This is a genomic window from Streptomyces gamaensis, assembly GCF_042656465.1.
Classification (GTDB): domain Bacteria; phylum Actinomycetota; class Actinomycetes; order Streptomycetales; family Streptomycetaceae; genus Streptomyces; species Streptomyces gamaensis.
This window is the reverse complement of the sequence record NZ_JBHSPB010000001.1, coordinates 500,601-512,894: the sequence shown is the minus strand read 5'-3', so window position 1 is coordinate 512,894 and position 12,294 is coordinate 500,601. Positions and strand designations below refer to the sequence as shown.

11 protein-coding genes are annotated in these 12,294 nt (G+C 73.6%); 7 read left to right on the top strand and 4 right to left on the bottom strand.

Annotation, left to right across the window (positions count from 1 at the left end):
- Window positions 1-84: 84 nt before the first annotated feature.
- The 4 genes from ACFP1Z_RS02285 to hutH all read left to right on the top strand — a co-directional run bounded on the left by ACFP1Z_RS02285 (window position 85) and on the right by hutH (window position 5,247).
- Window positions 85-1,305 (top strand): adenylate/guanylate cyclase domain-containing protein, encoded by a 1,221-nt coding sequence (locus tag ACFP1Z_RS02285; RefSeq protein ID WP_390313995.1) that lies wholly within the window; start codon window positions 85-87, stop codon window positions 1,303-1,305.
- A gap of 106 nt (window positions 1,306-1,411) precedes the next feature.
- Window positions 1,412-2,209, top strand: a complete 798-nt coding sequence (locus tag ACFP1Z_RS02280; RefSeq protein ID WP_390313994.1) for an enoyl-CoA hydratase/isomerase family protein — start codon at window positions 1,412-1,414, stop codon at window positions 2,207-2,209.
- Between the two features lie 262 nt (window positions 2,210-2,471).
- Window positions 2,472-3,569 carry a GGDEF domain-containing protein gene (locus ACFP1Z_RS02275; protein WP_390314097.1) on the top strand — a complete coding sequence of 366 codons (1,098 nt, stop codon included), beginning with the start codon at window positions 2,472-2,474 and terminating at the stop codon, window positions 3,567-3,569.
- Window positions 3,570-3,702: 133 nt separating this feature from the next.
- Window positions 3,703-5,247 carry a histidine ammonia-lyase gene (gene hutH, locus ACFP1Z_RS02270; RefSeq protein WP_390313993.1) on the top strand — a complete coding sequence of 515 codons (1,545 nt, stop codon included), beginning with the start codon at window positions 3,703-3,705 and terminating at the stop codon, window positions 5,245-5,247.
- A 21-nt stretch (window positions 5,248-5,268) separates the two neighbouring features.
- Here the strand turns inward: hutH and ACFP1Z_RS02265 are convergent, their stop codons facing one another.
- A complete protein-coding gene (locus ACFP1Z_RS02265; RefSeq protein ID WP_390313992.1) occupies window positions 5,269-5,556 on the bottom strand; it encodes a hypothetical protein in 288 nt (95 codons plus the stop codon).
- 390 nt (window positions 5,557-5,946) lie between these two features.
- Here ACFP1Z_RS02265 and ACFP1Z_RS02260 point away from each other — a divergent pair, with 390 nt between their 5' ends.
- Window positions 5,947-7,200, top strand: a complete 1,254-nt coding sequence (locus ACFP1Z_RS02260) for a L,D-transpeptidase (RefSeq protein ID WP_390313991.1) — start codon at window positions 5,947-5,949, stop codon at window positions 7,198-7,200.
- Between the two features lie 163 nt (window positions 7,201-7,363).
- Window positions 7,364-8,641, top strand: coding sequence for a DUF2786 domain-containing protein (locus tag ACFP1Z_RS02255; protein ID WP_390313990.1), 1,278 nt, complete (start codon window positions 7,364-7,366; stop codon window positions 8,639-8,641).
- Between the two features lie 24 nt (window positions 8,642-8,665).
- Here the strand turns inward: ACFP1Z_RS02255 and ACFP1Z_RS02250 are convergent, their stop codons facing one another.
- From ACFP1Z_RS02250 to ACFP1Z_RS02240, 3 genes are all read right to left on the bottom strand, one after another.
- Window positions 8,666-9,235 carry a Uma2 family endonuclease gene (locus ACFP1Z_RS02250; protein WP_390313989.1) on the bottom strand — a complete coding sequence of 190 codons (570 nt, stop codon included), beginning with the start codon at window positions 9,233-9,235 and terminating at the stop codon, window positions 8,666-8,668.
- Between the two features lie 260 nt (window positions 9,236-9,495).
- Window positions 9,496-9,990, bottom strand: coding sequence for an SRPBCC family protein (locus ACFP1Z_RS02245; protein WP_390313988.1), 495 nt, complete (start codon window positions 9,988-9,990; stop codon window positions 9,496-9,498).
- Between the two features lie 18 nt (window positions 9,991-10,008).
- On the bottom strand, window positions 10,009-10,206 hold the full coding sequence (locus ACFP1Z_RS02240) for a YegP family protein (RefSeq protein WP_390313987.1): 198 nt from the start codon (window positions 10,204-10,206) through the stop codon (window positions 10,009-10,011).
- Between the two features lie 245 nt (window positions 10,207-10,451).
- On the opposite strand from ACFP1Z_RS02240, the gene ACFP1Z_RS02235 reads away from it, so the two are divergent.
- Complete coding sequence (locus tag ACFP1Z_RS02235; RefSeq protein WP_390313986.1) at window positions 10,452-12,194, top strand: M48 family metallopeptidase; 1,743 nt, start codon at window positions 10,452-10,454, stop codon at window positions 12,192-12,194.
- Window positions 12,195-12,294: the final 100 nt, after the last annotated feature.

Below are 12,294 nucleotides of genomic sequence, written 5' to 3'. Positions count from 1 at the left end.
GCACACCTGTCGTATCGTTGTGCCCGGAACCCAACGAACAGTGAACGGCAGGGCAGTGCGCACGGATCGGACAGGGGGCGGGCGGTGACCGCCGACGAGGGGGGTACCTCCCGTGCGCGGGAGGACGGTGGCGCACCCGGGGACGCCGTCCCCGGAACGCCTGGTGGCGGCCCGGCGCATCCCCCCGGCGAGGAGGCCGGGGAGAGAAGCGGAGCCGACGGCGCCGCCCCCGGCCCGGACGTCGAGGAGTACGCGGAGGAGGAAGGCGACCCCCTCGCCCTGCGCCTCGAAGCCCTCATCCTCGGCGCGGAGCGCCGCTACACCCCCTTCCAGGCCGCCCGCGCCGCCGGCGTCTCCATGGACCTCGCCTCCCGCTTCTGGCGCGCCATGGGCTTCGCCGACATCGGCCAGGCCCGCGCGCTGACCGAGGCCGACGTGCTCGCGCTGCGCCGGCTCGCGGGCCTCGTCGAGGCCGGGCTGCTCAGCGAGCCCATGGCCGTGCAGGTCGCCCGCTCCACCGGGCAGACCACCGCCCGGCTCGCCGACTGGCAGATCGACTCCTTCCTGGAGGGGCTGACCGAGCCTCAGGAACCGGGCATGACCCGTACGGAGATCACCTATCCGCTGGTCGAACTGCTGCTGCCGGAGCTGGAGGAGTTCCTCGTCTACGTCTGGCGGCGGCAGCTCGCCGCCGCGACCGGCCGCGTGGTCCAGGCGCAGGACGACGCCGAGATGGTCGACCGCCGGCTCGCCGTCGGCTTCGCCGACCTCGTGGGCTTCACCCGGCTCACCCGCCGTCTGGAGGAGGAGGAACTCGGGGAACTGGTCGAGGCGTTCGAGACCACGGCCGCCGATCTGGTGGCCGCGCACGGCGGCCGGCTGATCAAGACCCTCGGCGACGAGGTGCTCTACGCGGCCGACGACGCCGGCACCGCCGCCGAGATCGGGCTGCGGCTCATCGAGACCCTCGGCCACGACGACACCATGCCCGAGCTGCGCGTCGGCATCGCCTTCGGCACGGTCACGACCCGCATGGGCGACGTCTTCGGCACCACCGTCAACCTCGCCAGCCGGCTCACCTCGATAGCGCCCAAGGATGCCGTCCTCGTCGACGCGGCCCTCGCCGAGGAGCTGGCCCGCAGCGGTGACGCGCCCAAGTCCGAGGCCGACGCGGCCGCTTCGGCGAAGGAGGGCGCGGAGGGCGCCCCGGCGTACCGGTTCGCGCTGCAGCCGATGTGGCAGCGTCCGGTGCGCGGCCTCGGCGTCGTCGAACCGTGGCTGCTCACGCGGCGCGAGACCGGCTGACGGACCGGAGCGTCCCAAGGGTCTGGTCCGTCGCGGGGCGACACGGCATGATCGGGAACGCAGGTTTACGTGCGTTGACCGTTGGCCGTTCGGGAGGGTGAGTCGCGTGGGCGAGGAGCAGCGTTTCGGGGAGTGGGTCGCGGTCCGCCGGCACGGGCACGTCGCCGAGCTGGTGCTGGACCGGCCGAAGGCGATGAACGCGGTCTCCGTGGAGCTGGGCCGGCAGCTCGCCGCCGCGACGGGCGCGCTCGCCGCCGACCCCTCGGTCCGCGCCGTCGTGCTCACCTCCACGCACGAGCGCGCCTTCTGCGTCGGCGCCGACCTCAAGGAGCGCAACTCCCTGACCGACGCTGAACTCGCCCGCCACCGCCCGCAGTCGCGCGCCGCCTACAACAGCGTGCTGGACCTGCCGGTGCCCGCGATCGCCGCCGTGCACGGCTACGCCCTCGGCGGCGGCTACGAACTCGCCCTGTCCTGCGACGTGATCGTCGCCGACGCCACCGCCGTGGTGGGGCTGCCCGAGGTCTCCGTCGGCGTGATCCCCGGCGGCGGCGGTACGCAGCTCCTGCCGCGCCGCGTCGGGGCCGCCCGCGCCGCCGAACTCGTCTTCACCGCACGCCGCGTGGCGGCCGCCGAGGCGAAGGAGCTGGGCATGGTCGACGTCCTCGTCCCCGCCGGCGAGGACCGTACCGAGGCCCTCGCGCTCGCCGCGCGCATGGCCGCGAACTCGCCCGTCGGCCTGCGCGCCGCCAAGCGCGCCCTGCGGCTGGGGCACGGTCTCGACCTGGCCGCCGGTCTGGAGGTGGAGGAGGCGGCCTGGCGCACGGTGGCCTTCTCCGGCGACCGCGCGGAGGGCGTGGCGGCCTTCAACGAGAAGCGGACGCCGCAGTGGCCGGGGGAGTGAGCCGACGGCGCGGCTGTGCCGGTGTGAAGCGGCAGCCGTGAGGGTCTGCCGGCCGTGCGGCGAAAGCCGGACGCGCCGTACGGCCTCGCCGCCTGCCGCCCGCGCGTGAGGGCGCCCGGCCCGTCGCCGCCGGGCGGAACTCGCCGAACGTTCATACGCTGGTGGTGCGGAACGCGCGCACAGTGGCGAATGTGAGGCTCGGGTGGCAGCAGGCGGGGAGTGCGACGTGCGGCTGCGTGCCGTGGTGGAGCTGGCCCAGGCGATGGCGGCGGCACGCACGCCGCTGGAGTCCGCGGGGGCCGCGGCGGAGCGGGCCCGCACGGCGCTGGGGGGAGACTTCGCGGCCCTGTCGGTGTGGGAGCGCGAGCGCGGACGGCTGCGGGTGCTGGTCAACACCGGGCGGCTGGCCGGAGGCGAGGAGCCCTTCCCCGAGGACGAGTCCTATCCCGTGCACGACTTCCCCGAGATCGCCGGGTTCCTGCACGAGCGGTGGGCGGGCGGCGGCAGCGAGGCCCACGCGTGGGTGGAGAACGCCGGCGAGGACACCGGCGGCGCCCCGCGGCACCCGCGCGCCGCCGCCCTGCGGCGGCGCGGGCGCGGCTCCTGCGTGGTCGCGCCGATCGTGCTGCACGGCCGGGCCTGGGGCGAGCTGTACGTGGCCCGCGCGGCCGGGGCGGACGCCTTCGACCGGGCGGACGCGGAGTTCGCCACCGTCCTCGCCGCCGTGGCCGCCGCCGGGATCGCGCAGACCGAGCGGCTGGAGGAGGTGCGCCGGCTCGCCTTCACCGACCCGCTCACCGGGCTCGGCAACCGCCGCGCCGTCGACGTCCGGCTCGACGAGGCCGTCGAGCGGCACGTCGCCGAGGGCGTCGTCGTGAGCCTCCTGGTGTGCGACCTCAACGGCCTCAAGCGCGTCAACGACACCCTCGGCCACGCGGTGGGCGACCGGCTGCTGGAACGGTTCGGCTCGGTGCTCTCGCTGTGCGGCGCGATGCTGCCCGGCTCGCTCGCCGCCCGGCTCGGCGGCGACGAGTTCTGTCTGCTGGCGGTCGGCCCGGAAGCCGACGAGGTCGTGCGCGTCGCCGGTGAACTGTGCCGCAGGGCGGCGGAGTTGGAGCTGGGCGAGGGCGTCTCGTGCGGGGTCGCCTCGACGGGCGAGGCGATCGGTCCGGTGCGCACCGCGCGGCGGCTGTTCCGGCTCGCCGACGCCGCCCAGTACCGGGCGAAGGCGGTCCGCGCGCCGGTGCCGGTCGTCGCGGGGCGGGCCGGCGGCGAACGGGACCCCGTGGTGCGGCTCGCCGACCACCCGCCCGCCGTGCCGCCGGCGGAGCGGCGCCGGTTCCGGGGGCTCAAGGCGTGAGGGGCGCGCGGCCGGTACCGGGGCGCGGGGTGCCGGGATGGTCCGGGGCGCGTACGGGCGTTGGACCTGACAGGCGGCCCCGGAAGGCTATGTACAGAAAGCCTTTCAGTCTTTAGGGTGCCTGAATATGGATATGCAGCAAGCTGTTGTGACGGTGGGGACGGCCGGGACGACCGCGCAGGACGTGATCGCCGTGGCACGGGACGGCGCGCGCGTCGTCGTCTCCGAGGAGGCGCTCGCGGCCGTGGCCGCCTCGCGCGGCATCGTCGACGACCTCGCCGCCAAGCCCGACCCCGTCTACGGCGTCTCCACCGGCTTCGGCGCCCTCGCCGTCCGCCACATCAGCCCCGAACTCCGCGCCCAGCTGCAGCGCAACATCGTCCGCTCGCACGCCGCCGGCATGGGCCCGCGCGTCGAGCGCGAGGTCGTGCGCGCGCTCATGTTCCTGCGGCTGAAGACCCTCGCCTCGGGCCGTACGGGCGTCCGCCCCCTCGTCGTGACGACGATGGCCGCCCTCCTCAACGCCGGGATCACCCCCGTCGTGCACGAGTACGGCTCCCTGGGCTGCTCCGGCGACCTCGCGCCGCTGTCGCACTGCGCGCTCACGCTCATGGGCGAGGGCGAGGCCGAGGGCCCCGACGGGACCGTCCGCCCCGCCGCGCAGCTGCTCGCCGAGCACGGCATCGAGCCCGTCGAGCTGCGCGAGAAGGAGGGCCTCGCGCTGCTGAACGGCACCGACGGCATGCTCGGCATGCTCGTCATGGCCTGCGCCGACCTCGCCCGGCTGATCACCTCCGCCGACGTCACCGCCGCGCTCTCGCTGGAGGCCCTGCTCGGCACCGACAAGGTCCTCGCCCCCGAGCTGCACGCGATCCGCCCGCACCCCGGGCAGGGCGCGAGCGCCGGCAACATGCTGCGCGTACTGGCCGGTTCGGGCCTGACCGGACACCACCAGGACGACGCGCCGCGCGTGCAGGACGCGTACTCGATCCGCTGCGCCCCGCAGGTCGCGGGCGCCGGCCGCGACACCCTCGCGCACGCGCGGCTGGTCGCCGACCGGGAGCTGGCCGCCGCCGTCGACAACCCCGTCGTCCTGCCCGACGGCCGCGTGGAGTCCAACGGCAACTTCCACGGCGCCCCCGTCGCCTACGTCCTGGACTTCCTCGCCATCGCCGCCGCCGATCTCGCCTCGATCGCCGAGCGCCGCACCGACCGGCTGCTGGACCCGGCCCGCTCGCACGGCCTGCCGGCCTTCCTCGCCGGGGACCCGGGCGTCGACTCGGGGCTGATGATCGCCCAGTACACGCAGGCCGCCCTGGTCAGCGAGCTGAAGCGGCTCGCCGTGCCCGCCTCGGTGGACTCGATCCCCTCCTCGGCGATGCAGGAGGACCACGTCTCCATGGGCTGGTCGGCCGCGCGCAAGCTGCGGACGGCCGTCGCGGCGCTGACCAAGGTCATCGCCGTGGAGCTGGTCGCCGCGACCCGGGCCGTCGAGCTGCGCTCCGGCCTCACGCCCTCGCCGGCCACGCGGGCCGTGATCGAGGCCGTGCGCGCGGCAGGCGTCGAGGGACCGGGCGAGGACCGCTTCCTGGCCCCCGACCTGGCGGCGGCGGAGGAGTTCGTGCGCGGCGGCGCCCTGATCGCGGCGGTCGAGCCGGTGACGGGCCCGCTGGCCTGACGGCCGCGCGGCGGGGCCCGGTCAGCGGCCGGCCGTACGGGAGCGCCGTACCGACACCGTGACCAGGGCCCCGCCCGCCACGAGGAAGGCGCAGCCGCCCAGCACGTAGGGCGTGGTGTCCACACTGCCGGAGTCCGCCAGGCGCGCGCCCTGCCCGGCGGGGGCCGGGGTGGGCGCCGTCACGGCCACCGGGGCCGCCGGGGACGGCTCCGCGCGGGCTGGACCCGCCTGCGCGCTCGGCACGCACCACACCGCGCACAGCAGCGAGCCGGCGGCGACAGCGGTCAGCAGCGGTCGGTGTGCGGTCACGGAGCGAATCCCCCTTGGCGCGGCGGAGATTGGGGCCACCGGGCCACCGATCGGCGCCGCGGGAGCCCCGGACCGCACCGATCGTAGTGACCCGGGCGGCAGGTCAGGAAGTCGCGGGCGGCGGCGGGGAATCACCAGGGGAATCACCACCGGCCCGCACGGCTCCTGTTTCGCCCGCGTCCACCCCGTCACGCCCGGCCCCCGGCCACCGCTGCCCGGTATCATGGCGGCCCTGTCGAGGGTGCTCGCGGACGTGGTGTTCCCCACACAATCCCGAGAAGTGGAACGGACGAATCGGTGCAGACGTTCTTCGAGTCGGTGGCCGGGAGAAGGGCCGCACCGCGTTCGGCCCGGGGATTTCGGGGTCCAGCAGCAATGGAGAAGCGTGTGATGACGTACGGCAAGCGCCGCAAGGCCCTCGTGGCCGCGGCTGCTGTGCTCGGCGGGGTACTGACTCTCGCTGCGTGTGGCGGCGGTGACGACGGCGACAAGGCCGCCGGCAACGGCAAGGCCCAGAGCAAGGTCGACGCCGCCGCCGCGAAGGAAGCCTCCAAGGCGCAGATCAAGATCGCCCAGAAGGACGGCTCCACCAACGCCGGGATCACCCCGGACTCCGCCCAGGTCACCGTCAGCGACGGTGAGCTCACCAGCGTCGTCATGACCACCGAGAAGGGCACTCCGGTCGAGGGCTCGATATCGCAGGACAAGACCTCCTGGCAGCCCGCCAAGCAGCTGGAGCGGTCCACCAAGTACAAGATCGCGGTCGAGGCGAAGGACTCCGAGGGCCGCAAGGCCGTCGCCAACGCCTCCTTCGCGACGGTCTCCCCGACCAACAGCTTCATCGGCTCCTTCACGCCCGAGGACGGCTCGACCGTCGGCGTCGGCATGCCCGTGTCGATCAACTTCGACAAGCCGATCAAGAACCGCAAGGACGTCCAGTCGCACATCGAGGTCAACTCCAGCAGCGGCCAGAAGGTCGTCGGCCACTGGTTCGGTGACCAGCGCATAGACTTCCGCCCCCAGGAGTACTGGAAGGCCGGCTCGGAGGTCACCCTCAAGCTGGACCTCGACGGCGTCGAGGGCGCGCCCGGCATCAAGGGCGTCCAGAAGAAGAGCATCTCCTTCAAGATCGGCCGCTCGCAGGTCTCCACGGTCGACGTGAAGAACCACCAGATGACCGTGATGAAGGACGGCCAGCTCGTCAAGACCATCCCGATCTCCGCGGGCAGCCCCGAGAACCCCACGTACAACGGCAAGATGGTGATCTCCGAGAAGTTCAAGGAGACCCGGATGGACGGCTCCACCGTCGGCTTCACCAAGGGCGACGGCAAGGGCGAGTACGACATCCCGGACGTGCCGCACGCCATGCGGCTGTCCACCTCGGGCACGTTCATCCACGGCAACTACTGGGGCAACGGCATCTTCGGCTCGGTCAACACCAGCCACGGCTGCATCGGCCTGGACGACAAGCGGGGCGCCAACGACCCGAACACCATGGGCGCCTGGTTCTTCAACAACTCCATGGTCGGTGACGTCGTCGAGGTCAAGGGCTCCAACGACAAGACGATCGCCCCGGACAACGGCCTCAACGGCTGGAACATGGACTGGAACCAGTGGGTCGCGGGGAGCGCGACGGGCGCCTGACGGCAAGCGGGGCCCTTTGGCGGGCGGCGGCCGGTACGTGACGTACCGGCCCCCGCCCGTTTGTCCGGTTGTCCGGGGCGAACGCGATGCGTGGCGGGGCCCCGGGACAATGGATGCACCACCCCTGACCGAATCTTCGACCTAGAGAAGTGAGCCGACTCCCGTGGCCAGGCGCAGCAAGCGGCAGCAGACGCCGCCCGAGGAAGCCGAGCTGCTGCGCGGCGTCGAGAGCACCCTGACCGCCCTGCGCGCGCAGCGCGGCGACGCCCTCGACGACGCGCTGTACGCGGCCGCCTCCGCGCTGACCGCCGCCCCCGCCGGCTGGGATGCCGTCAGCCGGACCGTCCTGCGGGCCGCCGAACGGGCCGTACGGCAGGCGTGGGAACGCGGCTGGCAGCCCGCCGACGCGGCCCGGTACGCACGGCGCGAACTGCCCGCCGACGGGCAGCGGTTCACCCTCGACGCGATCGCCGCCGAGGCCCGCCGGTACCCGCCCGACACCCTCACCGCCCGCTGGAGCGCCCAGCTGACGGACCTCGACGCCCGCGTGTGGTGGCCGCAGGACGACTCCTTCCTGGACGGCTTCGCCCGGCGCGAGCGGCTGAGCCGCTTCGAGACCGCCGTGTGCGCGCTCGGCGCGCTGCGGCTGCTGGGCGCCCTGCCGCGGATCGGGGCGGCCGGGCCGCTGCCCGGCACGCCCCGCGCGGTGCTCCGGGCCCGCCCGCACCCCGGGCAGGCGCGCACCCTCGCCCGCGTGCGGGCCCTGCTCGCCAAGGCCGAGTCGACGCGGTTCCCGCCCGAGGCCGAGGCGCTGTCCGCGAAGGCCCAGGAGCTCATGGCCCGGCACTCCATCGACGAGGCCCTGCTCGCGGCGCACTCCCCGGAACCGGCCGACGGCCCGGGGGTGTGCCGCATCGGCGTCGAGGGCCCCTACGAGTCCGCGAAGGCACTGCTGCTCGACGCGGTCGCCGAGGCCAACCACTGCCGCGCGGTGTGGTCCGGCGAGTACGGCTTCTCGACGGTCGTCGGCTTCGAAGCCGACCTGGACATGGCCGAGTTGCTCTACACGTCCCTGCTCGTCCAGGCGACGACCGCGATGCGACGCGCCGCCGACGCCCACCACGCCGACGGCCGCGCCCGCCGCACCCGCGACTTCCGCGAGTCCTTCCTGATCGCCTACGCGGCCCGCATCGGCGAACGGCTCACGACAGCGGCCAGGGAGACGACACGGCGCGCGGCCTCCTCCTCCGAGGCGGGGGAAGCCGCGGCCGAGGTGCTGCCGGTGCTGGCGGCCCGCGACGTCGCCGTCGGCGAGACGGCACAACGCCTCTTCCCGGAGACGACGACCCACCGCCTGCGGGGGCGCGACGCGGAGGGCTGGGCACGGGGGACGGAGGCGGCGGAGCGGGCGGAACTGCGGGGTGGGCGGGGGAGTTCGTAGGGGGTTGGGAGCTGGGTGGGACGGTCAGTCGACCAGGCTCTGGAGCTCCTCGGTCTCCAGGGTGAGGCCGACGGGCTCGGGGAGCTTGACGGCAGCCCCGTAGGGGCGGTTCTCGATGCTCCGATACTTGCCGCCCTGGGGATCCGAGTAGACCGTCACGGAGCGGTCGTCGCGGTCGACGAGGAGGTAGACGGGGATGCCTGCTTCGGCGTAGCCGTCGCGCTTGTCGTGCCGGTCGGTGTCGGCGTCGTAGGAGGTGATCTCGACGGCCATCAGGACGCCCTCGGGGTCGGACCACTCGCCGCGTCCGCGGAAATGCCTGTGCGGCGCCAGCGCGCCGTCCGGGCGGGCACGGCCTTTGCGGTAACTCTCGACCTTGAGGCCCTGATCGGGGTATACACGCAGATCAGGGCGGTGCTGCATGCACTGGTCCTGGAGCCAGATGAAGATCTCTCCGTGGTCGCCGTCCGGCACGGGCTTGACCTCTAGCTTTCCCTTGATGAATTCGAGCGTCACGGTTTCGGGCGCGGTGCGGGCGAGCTGCTCGAACTCCTGGATGAGCATGTCCGGCCGGTCAGCGGTACTGGGGGTCATGGTGTCGCCTCCTCCCCTCCATGGTGCCCCGGTCAACCGGGGTGCGTCCTGAACGCTCATACATGGGACCTTTCGCGTCGGCGCACGGCGGTGCGGTGCGGACTGGGGCGCGGCGAGGGCGCGATGCACTCAAGGGTACCGAGTGGCGACTGTGCGTGTCCGGGTTTTGGGAAGGCGGAACAGGGCAGTTGGGGTGCGGGTGCCACCCATGGCCGTTGGAGAGGTCACCAAGTCGCCGCGCCGCACGGCAGGTTGCGGCTCTAGGTGCTGCTCGGGCTGGCTGAGCCTGGCGGCATCCGCCAAGGCTCGTCCGGCAGTGGACGCCCGGTCTCGACGTACGTCTTGAGGTTGGACATCACGGCCGCCCATCCCGCCGCCGCTTGCTCGCGCTCGGCCTCGTCGGCCAGGTTCTCGTGCCTCACGGTGAGGCGGACGATCGCGCCGTACGGCGCGATCGTGAACGTCACCCGCGACGGCCCGCCGGGATGGGGCGCCCCCGGCAGCCCCCACGTCGACACCAGCCGCTTCGGCGGCACGCTCTCGACCACGGTCCCGACGACGTCGGCGATGCCCGAACCGTCCGTGCGCCGGTGCTCCCAGGGGGAGCCTTCCTTCCAGTCGGAGACGTTGCTGTGCCCCCAGTAGGCGGCGGTCGCTTCGGCGTCGGTGAGGGCGTGCCAGACCGTTTCCGGGGGGCTGCCGAGGTAAGTGACGTAGGTGAAGGAGAGGTTGGGGGTTCCGGGGGATTCCGCCATGAGGTCACCCGCCGGCCGTCAGCGCTTCTGCGTCTCGCCCGGGACCTCCTTGACCTCCGCGGTCGGCGCGTTCCGTTTCACCGAGTCGATGCCGTTCTGGCAGGCGGCCTTGGAGTTGTACGCCTCGCCCACCGCGATGATCTCGCCGTTGCCCGCCTTGAGTCGATAGCGGTACTTGCCTGCTTTGTCCTGGTACATCTCGAACTTGCCGCTCATGCTGACTCCCGCGTCCGGAGGTGCTGTCGCTCCCAGGAACGCATCCTGCGGACGACGCGGCAGCCCCGGGGGCGCCGTACGGGTGAGCCCGGCGGTGGGCGCATGCCGGGGCCCGGTGAGGGCTGTCCCCGCCGCCCGACGGTCACGGCCGATTCGGCGCCGGGCGAAAATAACGCCAGCGGAATCTAAAGAGCGCATAAAATCCCCCTGTTCCGACGTTTCTGAATGTGGGGGGACTCTGCCCTGTGGGCACTTCTCCGCGCGCCCTGCGCGCACTCCTGCTGCTGGCGGGCTTCTACCTGCTCGTCCTCGTCGTACTCGCCGTGCTCGTCGGCATCGATGTCGCGGCCTGGACCCAGGCACCGGTGCCCGCCGCGGTCAAAGTGACGGTGGTCACCGCCCTGTTGGGCTTCCCCGTCGTGAAGGGCGTCTTCTCGCTCGGCAGCTCCAAGGGCGGTGAGGAGCACGGGCTGCCGGTCACCGAGGCCGCGCAGCCCGAACTGTGGGCCGCCGTACGGTCGTTGGCCGAACGGTCCGGGACGCGGGCACCCGACGAGATCATCCTGACCGGGGACGTGAACGCGGCCGTCTCCGAGGACACCCGGATGCTGGGCCTGCTGCCCGGACGGCGCCGCCTGTACCTCGGCGTACCGCTGCTGACCGGCCTGACCGAGCCGCAGCTGCACTCCGTCATCGCCCACGAACTCGGCCACTACGGCAACGCGGACACCCGCCTCGCCGGCATCACCCGGCGCGGCCGCGACTGTGTGGCGCGGACCCTGGAGGCGTTCCAGAAACGGGAACAGAAGCGCATCGACAAGGACCGCGAGCGCCAGGAGCGCGCGGCCGCCAAAGCGGTGCGCAAGGGCAGGAAGCCCAAGGAGGTCAACACCGGCGGCACCGGCTTCGGCTACCGCGTGATGGCCAAGCCGTTCCAGGCGTACGCGCGCTTCTACCTGCGGGCCACGCACAGCGTGGGCCGGCAGCAGGAGCTGGCCGCCGACCGGCTGGCCGTCCGCCTCGCGGGCCGGGACGCCACCGCCTCGGCGCTGCGGGCCACCGCGGCCCTCGGCGCCGCCCACGACTACTACATGGACCGCTACGCCACGTTCGGCGTCCGGGTCGGCCTGCTGCCGCCGCGCGGCGAGTTCTTCGGCGGCCTGCGGCACCTGCTCGCCGACCCGCGCCGCCAGACCGACATGGCGGAGATGCGCGACGAGCTGCCGCCCGACGAGGCGTCCCCGTACGACTCGCACCCGCCGATGGCCGAGCGCGTACGGATCGTCGAGGCGCTGCCCGACGACGGCCGCGCCACGGACTGCGCACGGCCCGCGCTGGCCCTGCTGTACGACGTCGAGCGGGTGCTCGCGGAGCTGGAGGGCACCGTCCTCACGCCGGAGGCGCTGGCCCTGGAACGGGCGGACTGGCCGGAGTTGACGCACCGGGCGATGCACGCCCTGACGGTCTCGAACGCGGAACCCCTGCGGGCGGCGCTGGCGTCGGCCGGGCTCGCCACGGGCAGCGCGGCGGGCGACCTCGCGGCCCTGCTGGACGCCGCCGACGCGGGACGGCTGTGGCAGGTGGCGGACCACCTGCCCAAGTCGCCGGAGGCGGCCCGGGCCTCGGGCCGGGCAGCGCGGGAATTCCTGCGGCCGGCCCTGACGGCGGGCCTGCGGGAGCTGGTGGAACTGGCCCTGGTGGAGCGGTCCGGGGCGTACTGGGAGCTGTCCTGGTCCCGGTGGGTGGCCCTGCGGCTGCCGGGGGCCGGGGAACCGCAGGAGGTCGAGGAGGCGGCGACGGCGGCCGTACGGGCGGCTGTCGCCGACGCCCCGGACACGCTGTTGCTGCGCTCGCTCGTCGACATGGACGGCACGGACGCCACGTACGGCGGCACGGATGCCACGTACGGCGCGGGCGGTGCGTACGGCTCAGGCGGCGCGGTCGAGCCGACGGACCCGCGCGCCCACTGGTCCCAGCAGCCGAACTGACGCCGACGGCCCCCGCCCCTTCCGCTCCCGCTCCCGTCACCACCCCGTCCAATTCAACCCGCCGGGCCCACAAGCCCGTTGCACCCCCGTCCCCGATCGG

What these genes read in the sequence shown, in the direction of transcription:
- ACFP1Z_RS02240 (WP_390313987.1), bottom strand. Translation starts at nt 10,206, where the DNA reads ATGAGCGGCAAGTTCGAGATGTACCAGGACAAAGCAGGCAAGTACCGC.
- ACFP1Z_RS02250 (WP_390313989.1), bottom strand. Translation starts at nt 9,235, where the DNA reads ATGACCCCCAGTACCGCTGACCGGCCGGACATGCTCATCCAGGAGTTC.
- ACFP1Z_RS02245 (WP_390313988.1), bottom strand. Translation starts at nt 9,990, where the DNA reads ATGGCGGAATCCCCCGGAACCCCCAACCTCTCCTTCACCTACGTCACT.
- hutH (WP_390313993.1), top strand. Translation starts at nt 3,703, where the DNA reads ATGCAGCAAGCTGTTGTGACGGTGGGGACGGCCGGGACGACCGCGCAG.
- ACFP1Z_RS02260 (WP_390313991.1), top strand. Translation starts at nt 5,947, where the DNA reads ATGACGTACGGCAAGCGCCGCAAGGCCCTCGTGGCCGCGGCTGCTGTG.
- ACFP1Z_RS02275 (WP_390314097.1), top strand. Translation starts at nt 2,472, where the DNA reads ATGGCGGCGGCACGCACGCCGCTGGAGTCCGCGGGGGCCGCGGCGGAG.